This window comes from Aeromonas eucrenophila, from assembly GCF_000819865.1.
Lineage (GTDB): Bacteria > Pseudomonadota > Gammaproteobacteria > Enterobacterales > Aeromonadaceae > Aeromonas > Aeromonas eucrenophila.
In genome coordinates, this window is the sequence record NZ_CDDF01000019.1 from 154,121 (window position 1) to 175,306 (window position 21,186).

A 21,186-nucleotide genomic window follows, 5' to 3' on the forward strand; every position below is an offset into this window, starting at 1 on the left:
GGGATCACTTGTCCAGTTCGAAGTCCACCCACACCAGGCGGTGATCCGAGCTCACCCCCTTGGCGATGCCGAGCTTGGCGTCATACACCAGGTGGTAGCCGGGCTCGAAGCTGGCGGGCCAGAACACCCCTGAGGCCACCGCATTGAGGTTGGCGGAGGGGATCAGGTGATCGAGCTGCAGGCCGCTGCTGCTGGTGATGCGCTCAGGGGTCGGCCTGTTGTTGTTGCGCTTGCACTGATCCGGTTGGCTCGCGAGGCACTCGGGACCCCCCTGGCTCACCGGGATCAGGGCGCCGTTGGTGACCGCCTGATTGACCAGCACATGGTTGTGCAAGTCCTGGATGGCGGTCAGATCCCCGTCGCCGAGTTGGGGATCGGCGTTGAGATCCCCGGCGATGACGAAGCGAGCGCCCGCTGGCAGACCACCGGCCTTGCCCGCGTCATCCACCATGTAGCTGGCCGCTTCCACGTAGTCCTGCCAGAAGGCGACTTCGGCCCTGTTGTGCTTGACGTTGTGGCGCGCCGCGTTGCCGAAGATGGGCGGGGTCGGGTGGGAGATGAGGAAGTGGATGACCTGCTCCCCCTTGGCGGTCTTGACCCGCACCGGCACGTCCGCGTGGTTTTTGGAGGAGAGCGGGAACTGCGCCCAGGCCGCGGCGTCATACCAGGGCTCGCCACACTGGCGGCCGGCCGGGATCGGCGCCTTGGGGTTGTTGCAGTCGTCGATAATGGGGTTGGTTTCGCCCGGCATGTCCTTCCACTTGAAGTGCTGGAAGGTGCGGATCCCCTTGGTGTCGATGGGATATTTCGACATCACCGCGAAGGCGTACTGGCCGTGGTAGTTGCCAAAGCCCCAGGCATCGTCCGGCCCGCTGTTGACCTTGCCGTCCAGGTTGAGATCCTGGCCGCTCATCAGGCCGGTGTTGGTGGCAAAGTTCTGCATCACCGGGTAGCTGATGGCCTGCACCTCGGCGTGTTGCGGGTGGGCGAGGTAGTTGCTGTTGAACGCCTGCAGATCGGCGCTGCTCTCGCCCTTGCCGTTGTTGTCGAACTCGTTCAGCAGGAAGACATCCGGGCGGGTGCGCTGCACTATCTCGGCGATATTGCGGATCTGCTGCACGTCTTTCGCACGGGTGATCTCGGCCTGACTGAGGCTGCCGTCACCGGCCTGATAGCGGGCGAGCAGGGCATCCTGGGCGGCTCTGTCCAGCGCCAGCTCGGCGCTCAGCATGCCGGCGGCGGTGCGGTCGAAGGAGAGGTTGAAGGTAGCGAAGCGAACCATGGGGGTCGGGGTCTCTGAGTCGTTTTGGCTGTTACAGCCTGCCAGCATTCCGAGGGAAATGGCAGCGGCGACCAGGGTTTTGTTGATGTTTTTCATTGTAATATTCCGTAGCATCAAGATGTTATGCCTCTGTAGGGTCAAGTGAGGCGCGGACATTATAGGGATGTCGGTCACAAGAGGGGCTCTGAATGGGCCAAACTGTGTGTCCATTCACAAAGTGCCGTGAAAAACGCCATGAAAAGTGTCGTGGACAAGGGCGCCAAGAGTTGGAACATGAGGTCAGCCAGGGTGCAGTAGTCAATCCTGCTGTGAATGAACCTGGGTCTGAATCTATTCACCATAGTGTTGGGAAGGAGGCGGGATGAGTCGGCAGCAAACGGCCCTGGTGGTCGAGGGGGGCGCCATGCGCGGCATCTTCGCCGCCGGGGTGCTGGATGCCTTTCTGGCGAAGGGGAAGACGGCCTTCGATCACTGCATCGGGGTGTCGGCGGGGGCGGTCAACCTGGCGGCCTATCTGGCCGGTCAGCAGGGGCGCAACCACAGGGTCATCACCGATTACTCCTGTCGCCCCGAGTTCATCAGCCTGGCCAAGTTCCTGCGCGGCGGCCACTGGCTCGATCTCGACTGGCTGTGGGAGATCACCATTCGCGAGATCAGGCTGGATCTCGCGCACTTCGCCGAGAGTGCGGTGCCCCTGACCGTGGTCACCACCCGGGTCTCTGACGGTCAGGCCGCCTATCTCAGGGGGAGTGCAGAGGCGCTGGAGCAGCAGATCAAGGCCTCCTGCTCGGTGCCGCTCGCCTATCGCGACTTCGTGCGCATTGGGGGGGAGGCCATGACCGACGGCGGGGTGGCGGACTCCATCCCGGTGCGCCACGCCTACGAGCAGGGGGCGCGAGAGATCACTGTGGTGCTCTCCCGGCCGCTGGGCTATCGCAAGAGGGCGCCCAGATTGCCGGCCCTGCACCGCCACCTGCTGCGCCGCACCCCGGCGCTGGCCGAGGCGAGCCTGGTGCGTCATCGCAGCTACAACGACGCCATCGACTTTATCCGCCAGCCGCCAGGGGATTGCCGCATTCGGGTCATAGTGCCCCCCGCGGGCTTTCGGGTCGGCCGCATGACCACGGACAGAGACAGGCTGGAGCAGGGTTATCAGATGGGCTGGCAGGCGGGATTGGCCTATCTGGCCGAGACCGAGTCGGCCAGCCAGAGAGCCGGGCTGAGCGGGGACGCTAAGCCCTAGTTGGCCGCCCGACGCTGGGCATGATCCTTCGGGTGAAGGTCGGCATCACGGACAGGCACAGCATGGATGGACTGCGCCAACCAGTCCCAGTCCAGAGGCGGGGAGCCGGCCTTGAAGCGCTGATAGGCCCGCCCCTGCTGCACGGTCAGGAACAGGGTCGCCGGCAGGCCGAGACGATTGAGGTAGCGCACCATGACCTCACCCCGGTAGGTGCAGAGGCGCAGCTGCAGCTCGGACAGGGTCAGTCCGTACTCCTTGCCCGTTTCATCCCAGATTTCAAACATGAGAGGTCGCTCCTTGCGATGAGGAGTCCACTGTTTCTAAAAAACCGGGGGAGGGCAATTGTCAGATTTGACAGTGCCAAATGGAATTCGGCCAGAAAAGCGAAAACCCGGCGCCAGGCCGGGTTTTCTGAAGAATGGTGGAGGGAGAAGGATTCGAACCTTCGAAGGCAGAGCCGTCAGATTTACAGTCTGATCCCTTTGGCCGCTCGGGAACCCCTCCACGGGGTATTACTATTTCTTGGCCTGCTACTCAGGAAGATGGTGGAGGGAGAAGGATTCGAACCTTCGAAGGCAGAGCCGTCAGATTTACAGTCTGATCCCTTTGGCCGCTCGGGAACCCCTCCACGGGGTATTTTCCTGATTTTTTCGCACTTGAATGGTGGAGGGAGAAGGATTCGAACCTTCGAAGGCAGAGCCGTCAGATTTACAGTCTGATCCCTTTGGCCGCTCGGGAACCCCTCCCCAAGTGCGAGGCCGCATACTACCAGATCCCATGGGGTTGTGAACCCCTCAGCTCCATTCTGACGAGAAAAAAGTATCGTTTGGTCATTTTTTGATATCTCTCGCTCAAAAATCACGCTTTTCAACGACTTTCATGCCGGGGATAGGGCACTTGGACAGGCCGGGGCGGGAGGCGGGTCAGCCAACCATTAGCCAACAAAAAGAGGAGCCCTGGGCTCCTCTCACACAGAAATGGTCGGCCGGGCTCAGGCGTCGCGGGCCTGCTGGCAGCCGTCGACCGCATGGGCGATGAGTTCCAGCGCGTTCTGCTCGCAGGGGGGCAGTTCCTCATCACAATGGCTAAGCGGGGTGACCCGGTCGCCCCATTTGAGGAGGGCGGCGCCCCAGGTCAGGCCGGCACCGAAGGCGGCGCTCAGCAGATAGCTGTTCGGCTTGACCCGGCCCTGCTCCAGCGCCTCGCACAGGGCGATGGGCACGGTGGCGGCCGAGGTGTTGCCGTAGTGCTCTATGTTGACCATCACCTTGTCCATGGGGGCGTTCATGCGCTTGGCTAGGGTCTCGATGATACGCATGTTGGCCTGGTGCGGGACGATGAGATCGACCTGCTCCGGCGCTATGCCCGCCTGAGCCAGCACGGCGCCGGTGGCCTCGCCCATGCCACGCACGGCGCGCTTGAAGATCTCCTGCCCCTCGAAGTTGAAGGTGAACAGGCCGTCGATGTCGGCGAAGCGCACCCGATCGGTACCAAAATTCGGCACGTGCAGGATCTCGCGGGCCTCACTGTCACAGCCGAGCTTGTTGGCGATGAGGCCAGACTCGATGTCGCTCGCCTCGATCACCACGGCGCCGGCGCCGTCACCGAACAGCACGGCGGTGTCGCGCTTGGCCCAATCCAGCAACTGGGTCAGTCGCTCGGCGCCTATCACCAGCACCTTGCTCATCATGCCGGTTTGCACCAGGGAGGTGGCGACCGAGAGGGCATAGACGAAGCCGGTACAGGCTGCATTGAGATCGAACACCGCCGCCTGGTGGGCGCCGAGGGCCTGTTGCACCGCGGAGGCGCCGTTGGGGACCAGGGTACCCGGGGTGGCGGTGGCCAGTATGATGCCGTCGAGAGCGCTGGCGTCGAGACCAGCGCAGGCCAGGGCGCGGCGACCGGCCAGGGTGGCGAGCGCCTGGGTGCTGACGTGGGAAACCCGGCGTGCCTTGATGCCGGTGCGCGGATAGATCCACTCATCCGAGGTGTCCATGATGGTGCTGAGATCGTCGTTGGTCAGCACTGCGGGGGGCAGGCACTTGCCCCAGCCGGTGATATTGGCGTATTTCATCTTGTGGTCGCTTCTCGTTATGAGTCGCCCATGGACGGGCAATCGGACGATTATGCCGCACGGGTCAACCAGTGTCATCTGGTGGTCATATTACCGCGGGGGCGTGAGGATGGTGGCGAACAAGGTGGTGATTTTGCTTAAGATCCCCCCCTGCCTTGGCCTAAGATGGGGCCCAGGACCGGCTCTCTTCCCCGAGGTGATGTTAGTGCACAAAGCGAATCTCAACCTGTTGCCGACCCTCAAGATCTTGCTGGAGACCCGCAACATCAGCCGGGCGGCGGAGCTGCTGCACCTGAGCCAGCCCTCCATCAGCAAGCAGCTGACCCAGTTGCGCGCCGAATTTGGCGACGAGCTGCTGGTGCGAGAAGGCCAGCGCTGGCTGCTGACCCCGCGAGCCGAGAGTCTGGCGGCCCAGCTGGCGGACTCCCTCGGTGCGCTGGACAGGCTCTATGAGGCGCCCGAATTCGAGCCCGGCCGCTGCGAGCGGGTGTTTAGGCTCGCCTCCTCGGACTACGTGGCCCAGCACATACTGCCGGATATCTGCGCGGCGCTGGCCAAGGCAGCGCCCCTGGCGGCCCTCGAATACAGCCTGTGGGACAAGCGCCAGCTGCCGCAGCTGTGGCAGTCCGAGCTGGATCTGGTCTCCACCATCACGGATCTGGTGCCGGATCAGATTCGGGGCCTGCACCAGGGGGAGGACAGGCTGGTGATCCTGATGGGGCGCCACCATCCGTTCTCGGGCGCGGCCCCCTCGCTGGAGGATTACCTCGCCTGGCCCCACCTGCAGGTGAGCGGTGGCGGCGACAAGGACAGCCCGGTGGAGCGGGTGCTGGCGCCGCAAGGCCTCTCCCGGCGCTGGTTTGCCCGGGTGCCCTTCTTCCAGGCGGCGGTGGAGGTGCTGCTGCGCACCGACTGCCTGATGACCACCCCGGCCCACATCGCCTGGCAGCTCTCCCGGGAGCACGAGCTGAGCTTCTGCGATCTGCCCTTCGCCACTCGCTCCCAGCAATATCATCTGCTGTGGCATCAGCGCCATCATCAGGATCCGGCCCACCGCTGGTTTCGGGAGCTGGCCTATCCCTTCCTGCGGGATCATCTGCAGCGCACCGTCACCGAGAGCCGCAAACAGCTTGGGCGCAAGCCGCAGGCGACGGGGCCACAGTTTGAATGATCCTGATCTCAGGCATTGTGTAGTCGATTGTGCTGCTTCATCACCATTGGCTATGGGATCTATTCATAACTTTCACTTCTTGCATGATGTCGTCCCCCTTACCCTGAGGGCCGACATCCATTTTCAGGTGAGCAAGGAACGGGTATGGAATTGACGAGTTGGCTGGCACTGGCGGCAATCTGTGTGATGGGGGCCATCAGCCCGGGACCCAGCCTGGCGCTGATCATCCGCAATACGGTGCAGGGCGGGCAGGGGCATGGTGTGGTGACGGCACTTGGCCACGGGCTGGGAGTCGGCATCTACGCGCTGATCACCGCCTTCGGCCTCTCGCTGCTGATCACCCAGACCCCGCTGCTGTTCGACATCATCCGTTACGGCGGCGCCGCCTTCCTCGCCTGGCTCGGCATCAAGGCGCTGCTGGCGAAACCCGCCAGCGGTGGGGTGGAAGAAGAAGGCCATGGGCTGAAGGGTCGCCAGGGGGCGTTCGAGGGCTTTATGGTGGCCTTCCTGAACCCTCAGCTCGCCATCTTCTTCATCGCCCTGTTCAGCCAGTTCGTCCACGCGGACACCGGCTGGCGCGAGGGCATCATCATGATGCTGACCGCCGGCGGTATAGACGCCGTCTGGTACGTGCTGGTGGCGCTGGTGCTGTCCCGCGGCCCTGTGCTCGCCTGGCTCAAGGCGAAGTCCTTCGTCATCGACAAGATAAGTGGCCTGGTGTTGCTGGGGCTGGCACTGAAAGTCGTGATCTGAGGTGCTCCCACGGCCGAGCCATCGCGGTACTGACGCAAGGCGAAACCCTTCGTCATCGATAAAGTCAGCGGTCTGATGTTGATCGACCTGGCGCTCAAGGTGGTGATCTAAACCCGCGTTTGGCGCCAGGCTAGCCCGCGCAATCTCTCTGCCCCCTTCTCCCCTCGCGGGAGAAGGGCTGGGGATGAGGGGGCGCTACGTAGGTGTGTCTCGACCCGGCGAGAGCCGCATCTCCTGCTCCGGGGCTGCTGCGGATCCAATCCTGTATCTTGCGGTGATCTTAAGCGGGATCAAGGCAGGGAGGCGCCGGCCTCGCTAGAGTGGCGCCTTTGCTGCCGCCTGCGAACCCGACCCTATGCACGATCAGACCCAGACTCGCCGCTTCGAACGCCATCGTCTCGAACAGAATCGCCTCGAACTGCTGGCCCCGGCCAAGAACCTCGCCTACGGCATCGAAGCCATCAACCATGGTGCAGACGCCGTCTACATGGGCGGCCCCGCCTTCGGTGCCCGCAGCGCCGCCGGCAACTCCCTCGAGGACATAGAAGCGCTGGCGCGCCATGCCCACCGCTTCGGCGCCCAGGTGTTCGTCGCCTTCAACACCCTGCTGCACGATCACGAGCTGGAGCAGGCCAGGCGTCTGACCCACCAGATCTACGAGGCCGGTGCCGATGCGCTGATCGTGCAGGACATGGGGCTGCTGGCGCTGGACTTGCCCCCCATAGCGCTGCACGCCAGCACCCAGACCGACAACCGCACGCCGGAGAAGGTGAAGTTTCTACAAGACGTGGGTTTCTCCCAGGTGGTGCTGGCCCGGGAGTTGTCCCTCGAGCAGATCCGCGCCATCAGTGCGCAGACCTCGGTGCAGCTGGAGTTCTTCATCCACGGCGCGCTCTGCGTCTCCTACAGCGGTCAGTGCAATATCAGCTACGCCCGCACCGGCCGTAGCGCGAACCGGGGTGAGTGTGCCCAGCTGTGCCGCTTGCCCTGCTCGCTGCAAAAGCCGGACGGCGAGGTGCTGGTGGAGAGCAGTCACCTGCTCTCCCTCAAAGACATGGATCAGAGCGCGAACCTGGAGGCGTTGATCGAGGCGGGGATCCGCTCCTTCAAGATTGAGGGGCGGCTCAAGGGGCTGGATTACGTGAAGAACGTCACCGCCTGGTATCGCCAGAAGCTGGACGCCATCCTGGAGAAGCGCCCGGATCTGGTGGCCAGCTCGGCCGGCCGCTGCACCTATGGCTTCACACCGGATCCGAAGAAGAGCTTCAACCGTGGTGGCACCGACTACTTCCTGCACGGTCGCCAGCTGGGGATCGACTCCCCGCGGAGCCCGAAATACCTGGGGGAACCCCTCGGTCGGGTCAGCAAGATCGGCCGGGACGGCATCGAGATAGAGGGCAAGGCCCTGAGCCTCAACAACGGCGACGGCCTCGGTTTCTTCAAGCCGAACGACGAGCTGGTGGGGATGAGGCTGAACAAGGTGGAAGGCAAGCAGTTGCTGCTGTCGGAGCCCGTGCCTGGGCTCAAGGTCGGCGCCGAAATCTACCGCAATCACGATCAGACCTTCAGCAAATTGCTGGAAAAGCCGAGCGCGGAGCGTCGTATCCGGGTCGATATGCAGCTATCCGAGTGCGACGCCGGGTTGCGGCTCGCGTTCTGCGACGAGCAGGGGGTGGAGGCCTGTGTCACCCTGGCCTGCGACAAGCGGCCCGCCGACAACCCGGAGCGGGCGCTGCAGCAGGCGCGGGATCAGCTCGCCAAGCTTGGCAACAGCCTGTTCGTGGCGCGCAAGATTGAGTTGGCGTTCACGACGCCGCTGTTTATCGCCGCCTCCCAGCTCAACGGCCTGCGCCGGGACGGCATAGCCGCGCTGGAGGCGGCCCGCCTCGTGAGCTATCGGCGACCCGAGCGGCGGGTTCCCTTGGCGGACGTCAGCTATCCCCAGCATCGGCTCTCCTACCTTGGCAACGTGCTGAACAAGGCCGCCGAGGACTTCTTCCGCGAGCACGGGGTGGAGCGCATAGCCCCTGCCTATGAGGCGAACAAGGAGGAGGGGGAGGTGATGCTGATGATCACCAAGCATTGCATCCGCTACAGCCAGAACCTCTGCCCCAAGGAGGTGCCCGGTCTCAAGCCCGAACCCCTCGAGCTCAAGATGGGCAAGGACAGCTTCCGCCTGCGCTTCGACTGCAAACGTTGCGAGATGCAGGTGATGGGCAGCCTCAAGCGCTAATGGCCTATCCGGCCACCCTCTGGGCATAGGGCAGGAGCGGATTCGATGGCAGTATAGGGAGGCTCGAGAGGGAGCCTGCCCGATCACGAATTTTCCGCAGGGATCGGTGAGCACTCTCGGGATCTCCGTGAGTAGACAAAGGATCTGTCATGAAAATCAATGAATTGCCTTTTTGTACGACGAACTGGGCCGAGATAGCGCCCACCGAGCACAAGGGAGAAACCGGGGTGGCCTTCTGGCACACCCAACACTTTGGCGAGTTGCGGGTGCGGCTGGTGGAGTATTCCGCCGGCTATCTGGCGGATCACTGGTGCAGCAAGGGCCACGTCCTGTTCTGCATCGAAGGGGAGCTGCACACCGAGCTGCAGGATGGCCGCGTCTTCACCCTGACGGCGGGCATGAGCTATCAGGTGGCCGACAATGCCGAGCCCCATAGGTCCTCCACCCAAGCCGGTGCCCGGCTCTTTATAGTCGATTGAGCCGCGCTTTTCTTCCGTTCTCCCAAGAGGTTGCCCATGCTTGAACTCAGACCCGGCTGTGAATGTTGTGACACAGGCCTGCCCGCCGACACCGGCCACGCCTATATCTGCTCCTTCGAGTGCACCTTCTGCGCCGATTGCACCGAGCAACTGCTGCATCATGTCTGCCCGAACTGCGGCGGCGAGCTGGTCAGTCGCCCCCGCCGTCCCACCGCCAAGTTGGCGGCCAATCCCGCCTCCATAAAGCGCGTTTTCAATCCGGCCCTGAGAAACAAGGCAAGATAAGCAGCCTTTCGGGTCCGGGCCGCCATACCCGGACCTGACTTGCCCCGGCCCCTGATCTGAACCGCACCCTTTCAGATTGTGCTTTACCTTCTCCCGGCGGTAGCCCCTATCAAGGGACTCCAACCAGAGGAGAGAGCGAGATGACGGAGCGGTTTGCAGGAGAGGGGGCGCAGGCCTATGACGAACGTATTCCCTTGCTGGTGCCAGGTTATGAGTTGCTGCATCAGCTGAGCGCCGCCCAGCTGATGACGCGGCTCGGCCCCGGCGCGCGGGTGCTGCTGGTGGGGGTAGGCACCGGCAGCGAGCTGGTGTTGCTCGGCCGGCTCTGCCCCGACTGGCAGTTTGTCGCCCAGGACATCTCGGCGGACATGCTGGCGCTGGCGCGTCAGCGGGCCGACGAGGTGGGGATGGGAGCGCGGATCAGCTGGCTGCTGGGAGACTTACCCACTGCCTCGATGCAATGCGACGGTGCACTCTGTCTGCTGGTGCTGCATTTTTTGGATAAAGACACCAAGGCGGCGCTGCTTGCCGATATCTCCCGCCAGCTCAACGGGGGGGCCCCGCTGCTGTTGGCGGATCTGATGGTGCCAGCAGACCCGGTCGAGCGGGCCGTGATGGGGCAACAGGCCCGGCTGGCGGGTCTGCCCCGGCCGGCCAGCGAACGCATGGTGCAGCGGCTCGCGGATGACTTTATCCCCCTCGAGGAAGGGCAACTTCAGCAACTGTTGCAAGACTCGGGCTTCGAGGCGGGGCAGCGCTATTTTCAGGCACTCGGCTTTCATGGCTGGTTGGCGCTGCGGCGTTGAGTCAGCCTCAATGCCATCTTCTCGGGGAAGGGGAGGGAGTAGGGTCGCCCAAGACTGGGCACCCCTCCGGCGGGGCCCGCAGGCGCCCGCCGCAGATCACACCACTTATTTCTCCATCACCACATTCCAGGGGCCATCCGCCTGGATGAAGAACAGTGCCGGTTCCTTGCCCTCCACCTTGGCCACATGGGGCACCTTGTCGGTCAGGGCGAAGTAGGCGCCTGGGCCGAGATGGTATGCCTTGCCTCCTACCGTCAGAGTGATGGCGCCGGACACCAGGGTCACATAGTGATCCGCATCGTGATGGTGGTTTGGCGTCACCAGTCCCACCGGATACCTCAGGAAGAACCGGCTCGGCCCGCTGGCCATGTCACCGGAGACCGGGGCGGCGGCGATGCCGTTGCCCATGTCCTTCCACTTGAGATCGGCCTGAGTCATTACCATGGTCTCGGCGATGACCCAGGAGGGAACGCCGACCATCAGCAGCGCCGACAGCGAGAGGACGACTGCATGCATGAATTTCATCTGCTCTCTCCTTTGCGAGTTGAAAAACGCTTCCATCTGCGGCGAGGCCATCGACGCCTCGCCTCTTCAATCATAGGTCTGAGGTCGCATGCCGGGGTTGCCGAGGGCCTGAGGCGCCGCGCGTGAGGTGGCGGGGATGCTGGTTGCCTGAACGAGCCGGAACCAGCCTCTTGGCAAGGGGCGCCGAGATGGACTAGAGGATCAGAAGAGCAGCCATCCTGGGGTCACCGTTTGATGACGCCAGTGGCCCGGATCCCGCCCAGAGGAGGCAAAGATGGCCGAGCAACAATCCCCGTTCGATGCCGAGCAATACAAGGGTGCGCAGCGGGCGCAGTGGAACAAGGACGGCGCGGCCTGGCGACGCTGGAATCCGACGCTGGACGCCTGGTATGGCGAGGCGACCCGCCAGATGCTCGAGCTGGCGCACATTGTACCCGGTCAGCGGATCCTGGACGTTGCCGCCGGCGCCGGTGAGCCGGCGGTCAGTGCCGCCGCCCGGGTCGGGCCCGGAGGCTATGTGCTGGCGACCGACATCTCGGAGGGGATCATGGAGCAGGCGCGCCAGGTCGCCGATGCGCTTGGGCTCAGCCAGCTGGAGACGCGGGTCATGGATGGCGAACAGCTGACGCTGCCCGCCGATGCCTTTGACGCCGTCCTGTGCCGGCTCGGCCTGATGTACATGCCGCGGCCGCTGATCGCGCTGCGGGAATGGCGGCGGGTGCTGAAACCCGGCGGCCGAGTCGCCGTCCTGGTGTTCTCCACGGCGGATCGCAACGACTGGGGGGCCCTGCCCGCGTCCATCATCCGCCACCGCGCACGGCTCCCGGCTCCCGCTGCGGGGCAACCCGGGCCCTTCAGTCTGGGGGCGCCTGGGGTGCTCGAAGGGTTCTTCCGGCAGGCGGGATTCGCGAGTCCCGAAGTGCAGGCTCTGCCCGTGCCCCATCGCATTGGCAGCGCAAAGGAGTACGTGCGGGTCGCCCGGGAGGCCTTCGGCGGGCTCAACGCCATGATGGCGCACCTGCCCGCGCCGGAGCGCGAGTCCATATGGAACGAAGTCGCGGCCGCGATGGGCCGCTTCGAATCGCCGGACGGGTTCGAGGTCGGGGGGGAATGCCTGCTCGTGGCGGCGACCAAATGAGCCGGGCCAGCCGCGCATGTCGGCTGGATGCGACTCATGGGATCAGAGCCGCTTCCGCCCCTGCGCTCAACACGCGATGCCTTCGAGTTTCAACAGCGCCTGCTTGATGGGCAGGCCCCCCGCGTAGCCGGTCAGGCTGCCGTCCCGGCCGATCACGCGGTGGCAGGGGACTATGATGGACAGCGGATTGCGGCCGTTCGCCGCCCCCACCGCCCGCATGGCGGTCGGCTTGCCGATGGCAAGCGCGATGTCGCGGTAGCTGCGGGTCTCGCCATAGGGGATGTCGCACAATGCCTGCCACACCGCCTGCTGAAATGGCGTGCCCTGGGCCGCGAGCGGCAGGGTGAAGCGTTGCAGCTCACCCGCGAAGTAGGCCCGAAACTGCGCGAGATAGGGGGCCAGTGCCTCGCTGTCTCGCTGCCACTCATCTTGTTTTGGCAGGGTGCGCAGGCCGTCCACGAAGTCCACGTGGCGCAGGCCGGTCTCGTCGATGGCGACCAGCAGCGCGCCGCAGGCGGTATCCAGAAAGTCATAACGGATCATGATGTTGTCTCCTTGTTTTCCTGTGACGTCACGGCTTGAGTCAGCAGCGCGGGTTGCTCGCTCATGGCGTGCCACAGCCAGCTCGCGGCATAGGCGCGCCAGGGTTGCCAGGCGGTGCTCAAGGCCTTCACCTCCTTGACCGGTAACTTGATGCCGCCGCCGAGCGCCTTTTGCAGCACCAGATCGGAGGCGGGGAAGGCATCCGGATCCTGGCCGGTGCGCAGTCGCCAGTAGGCGATGGTCCAGGGGCCTATGCCCGGCAGCGCCAGCAGTTGCTCGTCGCTCGCCGTGGCGAGGGTGATCTCACCGCTCGCGATCGCCGCGGCTATGCCCTGCAAGGTTCTGATCCGGCTGCCCGGCATGCCGATGCCGTCCAGATCGAGCGCGCACAGCTGTGCCGGGGTCGGCAGCGCGCTGACCCCGAACTGCGCCTCGGTGCGTGTCACCAAGCGCCCCATGATGGTGATGGCGCCCTTGACCGACACCTGCTGGCCGACGATGGCGCGCAGCAGCACCTCATACTCATCCCAGCCCCCCGGCAGTCGCACCCCGGGCCAGCAAGCCTGTATCCGCGCGAGCAGCGGATCCTGTCCGAGCCGCTCGCCGATGCGGGTCATGTCTGCATCGAGATCCCACATGCGCCGCACGCGATACAAGAGATCCGGCAGCGCACCTGGCGGCAGATCCCGCAGCGTCAGCTTGAGGTGGTTCCCCTCGCCGGGCTCGATGCGGATCCAGCCTTCCCGCTCGCCTACCTTGTGGCGCCGCTCGTAGCCGTGCTCGTCGACGCGCTCCAGCCCCGGGATGGCGCGCAGCCGGTAGAACGCCAGCATGGCTTGCACGTCGAACGGCGGCCTATACGTCAGTTGCAGTGTCAGGCTCGGTTGAGTTGTCGCTGCACCGCCCTCTTGCGATACGCCGTCCCGCTTGCGCAGTGCGCTCGGGGCCAGGCCATAGGCGTGCTGCCACGCATCGTTGAAGCGGCGGATGCTCGCAAAGCCTGCCGCGAACGCGATGTCGGTGATGGGCAGCGCGGTCTCCGTCAGCAGCCGTTTCGCGAGCAGCAGGCGGCGCGTCTGCTCCACCTGCTTCGGCGAGGCGCCGAGGTGTTGCTCGAACTGGCGTCTCAGCGTGCGCTCCGTGATGCCGGCTTCGGTTGCAAGCACGCCGAGCGTGCTGTCCGCGAGCTCACCGCGTTCGATGCGCGCCAGCACCTGGCCGACCAGGCTTGGCAGCTCGCCGCCGGACGAGGGTGCGAGCTCCGGTCGGCAGCGCAGGCAGGGGCGCAGTCCGTGTTGTTCCGCCGCCGCGGCGACGCGGAAATACTGCACGTTATGCTCGTGAGGCGCACGCGCCGGGCAGATAGGCCGGCAGTAGATGCCGGTGGACAGCACGCCGGTGAAGAAGCGGCCGTCGAAGCGCGCGTCCCGGGCGAGCCGGGCGGCGTGGCACTGCTCGCGGGTGAGACCGGGGATGATCTCATCTGGGGATCCGGGCTGCTCGATATTCATGGGGACGACTCCGCAGATGCTGTTCATGCTCTGAGACTAAGCGGGGACGAGGGGGCTGACTAGCCAAAAACGGACAGGGATAGGAAAAATAGTCGGGGCAGGGATCTTATGGACAAGAGGGATAAAAAAATGGCGCCCCGAGTCAGGGCGCCGTTTGTTGCATCAGGGCAGAGGTTACTTTAGATAACGCTGCTCAAGGTGTTTGCGCAGCCACTGCGGATTCAACGCCTCGCCGGTTGCGTTGCGGATAAGCGTATCGGTGTCGTGCAGGCTGCCCTGGGACCAGATATGGCGGCCAAGCCACGCGAAGATCTCCGGCAGGCGGCCCGCCGCGATCAGGCCGCCCATCTCGCCCAAGTCTTTCTCCAGTGCGAAGCGCAGCTGCGCCGCGTACATGGCGCCGAGCGTGTAACTCGGGAAGTAACCGAACGAGCCGTCCGTCCAGTGGATGTCCTGCATGCAGCCATTGCGGTAGTTGTCCCTCGTCGACAGCCCGAGCCACTGCTGCATCTTTGCATCCCACAGCTCGGGGATGTCAGCGACCTCGATGCGTCCCTCGATGAGATCCCGCTCCAGTTCGTAGCGCAGGATCACGTGGGCCGGGTAGGTCACCTCATCCGCATCGACACGGATGAAGCCGGGCTCGACGCGGTTGTACAGCTTCGCAAGGTTCGCCGGATCCAGCGCGGGCTGGGTGCCGAAGTGCGACCGGATGCGCGGCGCGAGCAGGGCCAGGAACGCCGGCGAGTGGCCGAGCTGCATCTCGCAGAACAGGCTCTGGCTCTCGTGAATGCCCATGGATCGTGCCTCGGCGACCGGCTGGCCGAGCAGATGGCGCGGCAGTCCCTGCTCGTAACGGGCGTGACCCGTCTCGTGCACTATGCCCATCAGGCTGGAGACGAATTCGTCCTCGTTGTAGCGCGTGGTGATGCGCACGTCCGTCGGCACGCCGCCGCAGAACGGGTGGCTGCTCACGTCGAGCCGGCCGTGGGCGAAATCGAAGCCGAGCAGCCCCATCACCTCCTGACCGAGCGCCTGTTGCGTCGCTATGGGGAAGGGGCCCTGCGGGAGCAAGATGGCGTCCTGCTTCTGCCGCTCGCTCACCGTCTGGATAAGGCCGGGCAGCCAGCTCGTCAGATCGCCGAAGATCTCGTCCAGCCGCGCGCTCGTCATGCCGGGCTCGTACAGCGCCAGCATGGCGTCGTAGGGGCGCACGTTCAGCGCCTCGGCGCGCAAGGCCGCCACTTCTCGCGACAGCTTCACCACCTCTTTCAGGTTCGGTGCGAAGCCCGCCCAGTCATTCTCCTTGCGCTGGCGACGCCAGGCGTGCTCGCACTTGCTGCCGGCCAGAGACAGGGCCTCCACCAGCGCCGTGGGCAGCAGGCTCGCATCCTGCCAGTGGCGCTTGATCTCGCCCAGGTTCGCGCGCTGGGTCGCATCCAGGCTCTCGCCTTCGGCCTTGGCTATCCAGCCGCCAAGTTCCGGGGCGGTGCGCTTCTCGTGAATGAGCACGCCGAGCTCGGCCATGGCCTCGGCACGCGCCTCGTTGCCGCCCTCCGGCATCATGGCGGCCTGATCCCAGCCGCAGATGGCACTGAGGTGGCTGAGACGGTGCAGCTGTTGCTGATGTTGTTCGAGCTTCTGATATGACATGGAATTGTCCTTGTTATCGCCCTGAGAGAATCGACCCCGTACCTGGCATGATCGGGGCGCCTCGATGCTAGCACCGCCGTCAGGCGTTTTTCCACTCCCGGTGCTCAACCGAGCCGCTTCTGATGGCGTTCGCGGTTCTCCGCCTTCTGGCGCTCGCTCTTTCGCAGCAAGACATAGAGCGCGCCGCTGCCGCCGTGACGGCGCTCGGCACTGTGAATGGCCATGACCTCGGGCAGTTGTGGCAACCAGGCGCTGACATGGCTCTTGAGCATGGCGCGCGGGGTGCTGCGCTCCCCCTTGCCGTGCAGGATCAGCAGGCAGCGGATATCCCGCTGAGCGCAGTCCCGGATGAACTGCACCAGGGCGACCCGTGCCTCGTTCAGCGTCTTCTGATGCAGATCCAGGCTGGCCTGCAGCTCGTATTTGCCGAGCCGCAGCTTCTTGTAGACCCCCTCCTGCACCCCGTCGCGCTTGAAGCCGACGATGTCGTGGGGATCGAGCATCTCGATCCCTTCCATGCCGAGGGGATCTTGGGATAACGGGTCGGCACTGGCGGCCTGTCGGCGTGCGAGTTGCGCCTCGGTCGGAGGGTTGTTGCCCGCAGGAGGGGCTAGATGGTCGCTGCGAAGGGGCCGCACACCGGCCACCTCCTGCAGGAACAGTGAGAGTTCGTCGTCATGAGACACGGCAGGCTCCCCGCATGAGAATGAGCGGGCATTATAGCGGGGCAGGGCCTTGCTTTGAATGGCAGCCAGCGGTCGGCCGGTTTACCCGCCGGCTTATTGCTGCCTGGTCGGCGGCTCAGTCCTCACCTGGTCTGGCGCCCCGCCGGTTTATTGCTCCTCGGTGGGGGGCTTGGCGTTCATCACCTTGTAGATGAAGTAGACCGCGTAGGAGCTGATCAGCAGGAAGGTGCCGATAATCACCAGCATGGACATCAGCCCCACGCTGTTGCCAAACATCAGGTTCATCCAAAATTCCATCTCGTTCACTCCTGTCGTCCTCTTGATGACAGGCATGATAGATACCTCTTTGGGAGGAATGAGATGATCCCGATCAAGTCCCGTTGTGGTTATTAAACCGGCAGTCCGTTCTGTGAGCTGCCTCGCACCCGGCACCAGATTGAGGAGGGGCCGGGTGATCTTGGCGGCCGTTCAGGCCGTCAATTCGTCGTCTGCGTCGCGGTCTGCGCCTTGGGCTCGGTGAGCGCAGTGATGCGCCAGCCTTGCTGCTCCAGCAGGGCGAGCAGGCCCTGATCGCCGTAAAGATGCAGCGCGCCTACCACGATAAAGCTCTCGTTTGGCAGCGTCGGCCACTTCTTGACCCAGTTGCGGTTGCGCTCCGCCAGCAGGGTCTGTTCCAGCCAGGCTTGCAGTTTCGGCGGTGCCATCTCCTCCCTGAGCAGGTTGATGAGGGTGGCTTGATCCCCGTCTTGCCACGCGCTCATCACCTTGGCAAAACCGGCCTCGAGTTCGGGCAGCTCATCCAGGGTGCTCTCCAGCATTAGGGTCTGGTTGTCGCCGACGCTGGCGAGGTAGCCGAGCTGCTCGAGCAGGGTCTCCAGCCCGACGATGGGTTTGCCCCCCTCGTTCGCCCGCTTCGCGAAGTGCTGATCCACCCCATACTCGCCGCTGTAGCCGGTGCGCTCCAGCGCCGCCTGGGTCAGGGTGATGGCCGCGAACCAGGGCCGCAGCGGGGCCAGCATGGTTTCGGTGAGACCGTTCTGGCCGGCGGCGATCAGGGTGCGGCGGTAGAGATCGAGCGGCAGGTGATCCTTGAGCGTCTTGCCATCCACCAGTCGGGTGATGGCGCCCATCTCTTGCCACTGCGCCTGGGTGATGTGGGTCATGTCGACCTCCATCACCAGGGTGCGGCTCTGTTGCCAGGCGCGCTCGACGGGATCGGGCAGGGGATAGAGGGAAGGCTTGCCCGCATGGATGGAGCCCAGCAGCCAGTGTTGCTCGTTGCCTTTTTCGATGCGATAGAAGGCCGGATCGGCGATGGCCTGCAGCGGCAGCAGCAGGCACAGCAGCAGGGAGAACAGCGGGGGATGAAATCTCATGAGGTACCTTATGCGAGCGGGATGACTTCTCTATGATAAGTCCTCATTTGTCACAGCCAAGAGGTTTCCCATGCCCCACCTTCGTTTTCGGGCAGTTTCTGTCGACACCCTTCAGCGGATAAGCACTCCTCTGCTGGCGGAACTCTGCGCCCTGACCGGCGGCAAGCCGGAGTTTGTCACCCTGGAGTGCGTCGACAGCATCCGGGTGCGTGACGGCGCCATCGAGGCCGGTTTCCCCTTCGTGGAGCTGGTCTGGTTCGAGCGGCCCCAGGAAGTGCAAGATGCCGCCGCCGCCCTCATCACCCGCCACCTGAAGGCGGTGCTGGGGGAGCAGACCTATGTGGTGGTGCAGGTGCTGCCCATAGTCAAGAGCCACTACTACAGCAACGGTGAGCACTACTAGGGCATCTGTGTGGCTGGATCCCGCAGGGGCAATGGGCGGAACTATCGCCCCCTGCGCGATCGATGGTTGTTGCGGCTCAGGCGGATTTGATCAGCAGCCTGTCGAGCCAGCGGCTCGGCAGCAGACGGCGCAGCACGCTGAACAGCTTGGTCGGGAAGGTGACCGGATAGCGGTGTTTCGGCCGCTTGCTCTTGAGTGCATGGAGCAGCGGCGCTATGCAGGCCTCGCTTGGCAGGGTGAAGCCACGGGCGCCTCCCTCCCGCTCCAGCCGGCTCAGGGTCTGGCCATAGGCGGCCTGATGGCGGCTCGCCTCGGGAGCGATGTGGCGCAGGAAGGCGGCGCGGGCATTGGCGCGAAAGCGGGTGTCGATGGGGCCGGGCTCGATCAGGCTCAGTTGCACGCCGGTGCCTTTGAGCTCCAGGCGCAGGGTGTCGGTGTAGCCCTCCAGCGCGAATTTGCTGGCGTTGTAGGCGCCGCGAAACTTCATGGCCACCAGGCCGAGCACTGAGCTGTTCTGCACTATGCGCCCTTCTCCCGCCGACAGCATGGTCGGCAGCACCTGACGAATGAGGTGATGCCAGCCAAACAGGTTGGTATTGAACTGCTCCCGCAGCGCGGCCGTGGGCAAGTCTTCCAGCGCACCGGGCTGACCGTAGGCGCCGTTGTTGAACAGCCCATAGAGGCGCCCCCCGGCCAGGGACAGGGCCTCGGCGGCGCCCTGCTCTATGCTGGCCTCGTCGGCGAGATCCAGCCGCACTGCCAGCAGACCCTGCTGGCGCAGCGAGGCCACATCTTCCTCCTTGCGGGCGGAGGCGATGACGGTGAAGCCGTGAGCCCCGAGCGCCTTGGCGGCGGCGAGGCCGATGCCGCTGGAGCAGCCGGTGATGAGTACGAAGGGGTGGGGCATGGGGTTGTCCTTGGCGGGGTCAGAATGGCTGAGGGCATGGTAGCCCGAGCGCCCCAAAAACAAAACCGGGCCCAAGGGCCCGGTTTGCTTATCTGCTACCCCCTGATTACAGGAAGGTGAACGGCATGATGATGTGGAACTTGACGTCATGCTCGGAGCTGAACATGTTCGGGTAGTACCAGCTGCCCTTGTCGTCCTGCTCGTTGTTGTAGTCGGTGTAGTGCAGCTTGAACAGGGTGCCCTTCAGCTTGCCGTCTTGCACTGTGTACATGACGTCGAAGTTCGCAGCCCACTCTTTACCGCCTTCCAGAGTACCGTCGCCGTTGTTGGCATCCCAACCGTAGGCACCGGAGATACCGGTGGACCAGCCAGGTGCACCCACCAGATCATCCAGGGAACGGGTCACACCGAAGAACACAGCCTTCTCTTCGTTGTGGTTCCAATCTGAGCGGGAATCCCACCAGATCTCGTTCGCACCCTGGGAGTTGCCGTAGCCGCGGGTCAGACGGGGCAGGTAGTTGCCCAGATCCCCTTCAGCCTTGGTGTACAGGCCTTCCAGACGGAAGCCGTAAGGACCCGATGCCCAGCTCGCGGTCAGGGCTTGTTGCCAGGCCAGGCCGTCATAGTCTTCGTTGTCGGTGTTGGAGCCATAGAACTGGTAGCTGGTGTTCAGGCCACCCAGCACGTCAAACTTGTGTGCCAGTTTGAAGTGGTAGCTGTCCATGTAGCCTTCGGACTGACCGAAGCCACCGGTGACGGCGGTGCCGTTCTCGAAGGTGTAACGGGCTGCCAGACCATGGATGTAGTCGATCTTGTTGGCATCGGTGAAGGGGTCGCTGGCGTAGGGGCTGCTCTTGGAGAAGCCGGCGGTGTTCTTGAACCAGGGTGCCTTGTATTCATCGGCGATGGCGTAGGTCAGGTAAAGGCCACCGAAGTTACCCTCGATCTGGCCACCACGGTAGGTACCGGGTTGATAGGACCAGTTCACGCCCAGGATGCCGGGGACATACAGCTGGGTGTAGCCGCCCTTGGCGGTGACCTTGTCACCAAATTTAAATTTCAGGGATGCGGTGGAGAGGCTGAAGCCATTCTCGGGAACACCGTCACCACCTGAACCCCACTGGTCACCCCAGAAGGAGAATTCGTTTTCTTCGTTGACGCCGTTGCTCTCGTCAACCGCCAGGTCATAGGCGCCGAAGCCGCCCACGTCGATACCGACCACATCCCAGGCGTAACCTGAGTTGAAGTTAAGGGCTGCCTGCGCGGTGGCGTGGCTCAAGTTGGAGTGGTATTTGCCATCCTGACCGGGACCGGCTTGTACGCGGTCACGCTCACGTTGGAAGTAGAACAGACCGCCGGACAGCTTGGCGTCATCGGCGAACGCCTCGTAGGACTTGCCGTATTCCGGGCTCATCATGTCCTGAGCGGCCAATGCCATACCGGGGGCGACCAGCGCTGCAACCACGGCAGCGCTCAACGCGGCACGCTTGAAGATCACTTTTTCCATTTTGTATTGCTCCTGATTTTATGGACTTAGCTTTTTTTTCCGGCAGTCAGGCAGTGGCCCGCCGCTCGGTATTGGCATTGCAATCTATACCCCGAAGGGCAAAATTTTTGGTCTGGCTGTGCCCTGTGTTCGCGGATGCCTTGGCGCATCGCTGAAGGGCAGTCTGTATTTTTACAGTCTTTATTTTTTGGCTCCGACCCTTGGCGATCGGATAACACCAGAGTACGTTCGCGGTGCGAAATATCAACGGAAAGTTCCCTTAAAATTTCAAAAATATGACCGAGTGCAAATAATCATGATTCTTGGTGTGGGCACTCTCAGCCCGCCTGTGTCGGCGGTGACAGCGTTTTCAGGTGAAATGCTTCGCCATCGCAGGCGGATCTCGCACAGGATGCGGAACTTTCGCCGTTAACCTGGTGGCAACAGATAATTTTGTGTCACAAAAAAAGATAAGAGCTCCGTGGGAGGACGCCGTTTCTCAATGGCGGGGCCGATTTCTTTTGGTTGCGCAGAGGGGTCACCGGATCAGGAGATGGATAAGCCACGACGATTGCGTAGAGGGAAGATCAGGTCTGACACGGGATACGGGGCTCTGCCAAGCCAGAGGATGG

At 63.8% G+C, this 21,186-nt stretch carries 21 protein-coding genes and 3 tRNA genes; 9 read left to right on the forward strand and 15 right to left on the reverse strand.

Going from position 1 to position 21,186, the window contains the following annotated elements; translation table 11 throughout:
- Positions 1-4 precede the first annotated feature (4 nt).
- A complete protein-coding gene (locus BN1124_RS20250; protein WP_042644955.1) occupies positions 5-1,378 on the reverse strand; it encodes an endonuclease/exonuclease/phosphatase family protein in 1,374 nt (457 codons plus the stop codon).
- 265 nt (positions 1,379-1,643) lie between these two features.
- Here BN1124_RS20250 and BN1124_RS20255 point away from each other — a divergent pair, with 265 nt between their 5' ends.
- Complete coding sequence (locus BN1124_RS20255; protein WP_042644957.1) at positions 1,644-2,525, forward strand: patatin-like phospholipase family protein; 882 nt, start codon at positions 1,644-1,646, stop codon at positions 2,523-2,525.
- Here BN1124_RS20255 and BN1124_RS20260 read toward each other — a convergent pair.
- The 5 genes from BN1124_RS20260 to BN1124_RS20280 all read right to left on the reverse strand — a co-directional run bounded on the left by BN1124_RS20260 (position 2,522) and on the right by BN1124_RS20280 (position 4,599).
- Complete coding sequence (locus tag BN1124_RS20260) at positions 2,522-2,809, reverse strand: hypothetical protein (protein WP_042644959.1); 288 nt, start codon at positions 2,807-2,809, stop codon at positions 2,522-2,524. The two genes, BN1124_RS20255 and BN1124_RS20260, sit on opposite strands and share 4 nt — an antisense overlap.
- Positions 2,810-2,944: 135 nt before the next feature.
- Positions 2,945-3,029: transfer RNA gene (locus tag BN1124_RS20265), tRNA-Tyr, on the reverse strand.
- Positions 3,030-3,068: 39 nt separating this feature from the next.
- Positions 3,069-3,153: transfer RNA gene (locus BN1124_RS20270), tRNA-Tyr, on the reverse strand.
- A gap of 33 nt (positions 3,154-3,186) precedes the next feature.
- Positions 3,187-3,271, reverse strand: a tRNA-Tyr gene (locus BN1124_RS20275).
- A 245-nt stretch (positions 3,272-3,516) separates the two neighbouring features.
- A complete protein-coding gene (locus tag BN1124_RS20280; protein ID WP_042644961.1) occupies positions 3,517-4,599 on the reverse strand; it encodes a ketoacyl-ACP synthase III in 1,083 nt (360 codons plus the stop codon).
- 205 nt (positions 4,600-4,804) lie between these two features.
- On the opposite strand from BN1124_RS20280, the gene BN1124_RS20285 reads away from it, so the two are divergent.
- From BN1124_RS20285 to BN1124_RS20310, 6 genes are all read left to right on the forward strand, one after another.
- On the forward strand, positions 4,805-5,770 hold the full coding sequence (locus BN1124_RS20285) for a LysR family transcriptional regulator (protein WP_042645011.1): 966 nt from the start codon (positions 4,805-4,807) through the stop codon (positions 5,768-5,770).
- 144 nt (positions 5,771-5,914) lie between these two features.
- Positions 5,915-6,523 (forward strand): LysE family translocator, encoded by a 609-nt coding sequence (locus BN1124_RS20290; RefSeq protein WP_042644963.1) that lies wholly within the window; start codon positions 5,915-5,917, stop codon positions 6,521-6,523.
- Positions 6,524-6,878: 355 nt separating this feature from the next.
- Positions 6,879-8,756: a peptidase U32 family protein gene (locus BN1124_RS20295; RefSeq protein ID WP_042644965.1), complete on the forward strand. Its 1,878-nt coding sequence runs from the start codon at positions 6,879-6,881 to the stop codon at positions 8,754-8,756.
- Positions 8,757-8,905: 149 nt separating this feature from the next.
- Positions 8,906-9,235, forward strand: coding sequence for a DHCW motif cupin fold protein (locus BN1124_RS20300; RefSeq protein WP_042644967.1), 330 nt, complete (start codon positions 8,906-8,908; stop codon positions 9,233-9,235).
- A 36-nt stretch (positions 9,236-9,271) separates the two neighbouring features.
- Positions 9,272-9,520, forward strand: a complete 249-nt coding sequence (locus BN1124_RS20305; RefSeq protein ID WP_042644969.1) for a DUF1272 domain-containing protein — start codon at positions 9,272-9,274, stop codon at positions 9,518-9,520.
- Positions 9,521-9,660: 140 nt separating this feature from the next.
- Positions 9,661-10,326 carry a class I SAM-dependent methyltransferase gene (locus BN1124_RS20310; protein WP_042644971.1) on the forward strand — a complete coding sequence of 222 codons (666 nt, stop codon included), beginning with the start codon at positions 9,661-9,663 and terminating at the stop codon, positions 10,324-10,326.
- Positions 10,327-10,431: 105 nt separating this feature from the next.
- Here the strand turns inward: BN1124_RS20310 and BN1124_RS20315 are convergent, their stop codons facing one another.
- Entirely contained in the window at positions 10,432-10,851 is a 420-nt protein-coding gene (locus BN1124_RS20315; RefSeq protein ID WP_042644973.1) for a cupin domain-containing protein, read from the reverse strand.
- Between the two features lie 274 nt (positions 10,852-11,125).
- On the opposite strand from BN1124_RS20315, the gene BN1124_RS20320 reads away from it, so the two are divergent.
- Positions 11,126-11,989 (forward strand): class I SAM-dependent methyltransferase, encoded by an 864-nt coding sequence (locus BN1124_RS20320; RefSeq protein ID WP_042644975.1) that lies wholly within the window; start codon positions 11,126-11,128, stop codon positions 11,987-11,989.
- Positions 11,990-12,055: 66 nt separating this feature from the next.
- On the opposite strand, the gene BN1124_RS20325 is transcribed toward BN1124_RS20320, so the two are convergent.
- The 6 genes from BN1124_RS20325 to BN1124_RS20345 form a co-directional block, all read right to left on the reverse strand.
- Positions 12,056-12,532, reverse strand: coding sequence for a methylated-DNA--[protein]-cysteine S-methyltransferase (locus tag BN1124_RS20325; RefSeq protein ID WP_042644977.1), 477 nt, complete (start codon positions 12,530-12,532; stop codon positions 12,056-12,058).
- Positions 12,529-14,043 (reverse strand): DNA-3-methyladenine glycosylase 2, encoded by a 1,515-nt coding sequence (locus BN1124_RS20330; protein ID WP_042644978.1) that lies wholly within the window; start codon positions 14,041-14,043, stop codon positions 12,529-12,531. The genes BN1124_RS20325 and BN1124_RS20330 overlap by 4 nt, the downstream gene beginning before the upstream one ends.
- 174 nt (positions 14,044-14,217) lie before the next feature.
- On the reverse strand, positions 14,218-15,696 hold the full coding sequence (locus BN1124_RS20335; RefSeq protein ID WP_042644980.1) for a carboxypeptidase M32: 1,479 nt from the start codon (positions 15,694-15,696) through the stop codon (positions 14,218-14,220).
- A gap of 104 nt (positions 15,697-15,800) precedes the next feature.
- Complete coding sequence (smrA, locus tag BN1124_RS20340; protein WP_042644982.1) at positions 15,801-16,382, reverse strand: DNA endonuclease SmrA; 582 nt, start codon at positions 16,380-16,382, stop codon at positions 15,801-15,803.
- A gap of 147 nt (positions 16,383-16,529) precedes the next feature.
- Positions 16,530-16,679 carry a DUF3149 domain-containing protein gene (locus BN1124_RS21070; protein ID WP_082041677.1) on the reverse strand — a complete coding sequence of 50 codons (150 nt, stop codon included), beginning with the start codon at positions 16,677-16,679 and terminating at the stop codon, positions 16,530-16,532.
- A gap of 179 nt (positions 16,680-16,858) precedes the next feature.
- Positions 16,859-17,758, reverse strand: a complete 900-nt coding sequence (locus tag BN1124_RS20345) for a TraB/GumN family protein (protein ID WP_042644983.1) — start codon at positions 17,756-17,758, stop codon at positions 16,859-16,861.
- A 70-nt stretch (positions 17,759-17,828) separates the two neighbouring features.
- Between BN1124_RS20345 and BN1124_RS20350 the strand changes: the two genes are divergently transcribed.
- Positions 17,829-18,161: a DUF1904 family protein gene (locus BN1124_RS20350; RefSeq protein ID WP_042644985.1), complete on the forward strand. Its 333-nt coding sequence runs from the start codon at positions 17,829-17,831 to the stop codon at positions 18,159-18,161.
- Positions 18,162-18,237: 76 nt separating this feature from the next.
- Here BN1124_RS20350 and BN1124_RS20355 read toward each other — a convergent pair whose 3' ends face one another.
- Together BN1124_RS20355 and BN1124_RS20360 are read right to left on the reverse strand one after the other, a co-directional pair.
- Positions 18,238-19,068: an SDR family oxidoreductase gene (locus BN1124_RS20355; RefSeq protein ID WP_042644987.1), complete on the reverse strand. Its 831-nt coding sequence runs from the start codon at positions 19,066-19,068 to the stop codon at positions 18,238-18,240.
- 106 nt (positions 19,069-19,174) lie between these two features.
- The gene (locus tag BN1124_RS20360; RefSeq protein ID WP_042644989.1) at positions 19,175-20,575 is read right to left on the reverse strand and encodes an OprD family outer membrane porin; all 1,401 of its coding nucleotides are present in this window, start codon (positions 20,573-20,575) and stop codon (positions 19,175-19,177) included.
- Between the last annotated feature and the right edge of the window lie 611 nt (positions 20,576-21,186).

Bases quoted from the DNA above. Each gene is read 5' to 3' on its own strand.
- BN1124_RS20250 (WP_042644955.1), bottom strand. From the start codon at position 1,378: ATGAAAAACATCAACAAAACCCTGGTCGCCGCTGCCATTTCCCTCGGA.
- BN1124_RS20255 (WP_042644957.1), top strand. From the start codon at position 1,644: ATGAGTCGGCAGCAAACGGCCCTGGTGGTCGAGGGGGGCGCCATGCGC.
- BN1124_RS20260 (WP_042644959.1), bottom strand. From the start codon at position 2,809: ATGTTTGAAATCTGGGATGAAACGGGCAAGGAGTACGGACTGACCCTG.
- BN1124_RS20280 (WP_042644961.1), bottom strand. From the start codon at position 4,599: ATGAAATACGCCAATATCACCGGCTGGGGCAAGTGCCTGCCCCCCGCA.
- BN1124_RS20290 (WP_042644963.1), top strand. From the start codon at position 5,915: ATGGAATTGACGAGTTGGCTGGCACTGGCGGCAATCTGTGTGATGGGG.
- BN1124_RS20295 (WP_042644965.1), top strand. From the start codon at position 6,879: ATGCACGATCAGACCCAGACTCGCCGCTTCGAACGCCATCGTCTCGAA.
- BN1124_RS20300 (WP_042644967.1), top strand. From the start codon at position 8,906: ATGAAAATCAATGAATTGCCTTTTTGTACGACGAACTGGGCCGAGATA.
- BN1124_RS20305 (WP_042644969.1), top strand. From the start codon at position 9,272: ATGCTTGAACTCAGACCCGGCTGTGAATGTTGTGACACAGGCCTGCCC.
- BN1124_RS20310 (WP_042644971.1), top strand. From the start codon at position 9,661: ATGACGGAGCGGTTTGCAGGAGAGGGGGCGCAGGCCTATGACGAACGT.
- BN1124_RS20315 (WP_042644973.1), bottom strand. From the start codon at position 10,851: ATGAAATTCATGCATGCAGTCGTCCTCTCGCTGTCGGCGCTGCTGATG.
- BN1124_RS20320 (WP_042644975.1), top strand. From the start codon at position 11,126: ATGGCCGAGCAACAATCCCCGTTCGATGCCGAGCAATACAAGGGTGCG.
- BN1124_RS20325 (WP_042644977.1), bottom strand. From the start codon at position 12,532: ATGATCCGTTATGACTTTCTGGATACCGCCTGCGGCGCGCTGCTGGTC.
- BN1124_RS20330 (WP_042644978.1), bottom strand. From the start codon at position 14,043: ATGAATATCGAGCAGCCCGGATCCCCAGATGAGATCATCCCCGGTCTC.
- BN1124_RS20335 (WP_042644980.1), bottom strand. From the start codon at position 15,696: ATGTCATATCAGAAGCTCGAACAACATCAGCAACAGCTGCACCGTCTC.
- BN1124_RS21070 (WP_082041677.1), bottom strand. From the start codon at position 16,679: ATGGAATTTTGGATGAACCTGATGTTTGGCAACAGCGTGGGGCTGATG.
- BN1124_RS20345 (WP_042644983.1), bottom strand. From the start codon at position 17,758: ATGAGATTTCATCCCCCGCTGTTCTCCCTGCTGCTGTGCCTGCTGCTG.
- BN1124_RS20350 (WP_042644985.1), top strand. From the start codon at position 17,829: ATGCCCCACCTTCGTTTTCGGGCAGTTTCTGTCGACACCCTTCAGCGG.
- BN1124_RS20355 (WP_042644987.1), bottom strand. From the start codon at position 19,068: ATGCCCCACCCCTTCGTACTCATCACCGGCTGCTCCAGCGGCATCGGC.
- BN1124_RS20360 (WP_042644989.1), bottom strand. From the start codon at position 20,575: ATGGAAAAAGTGATCTTCAAGCGTGCCGCGTTGAGCGCTGCCGTGGTT.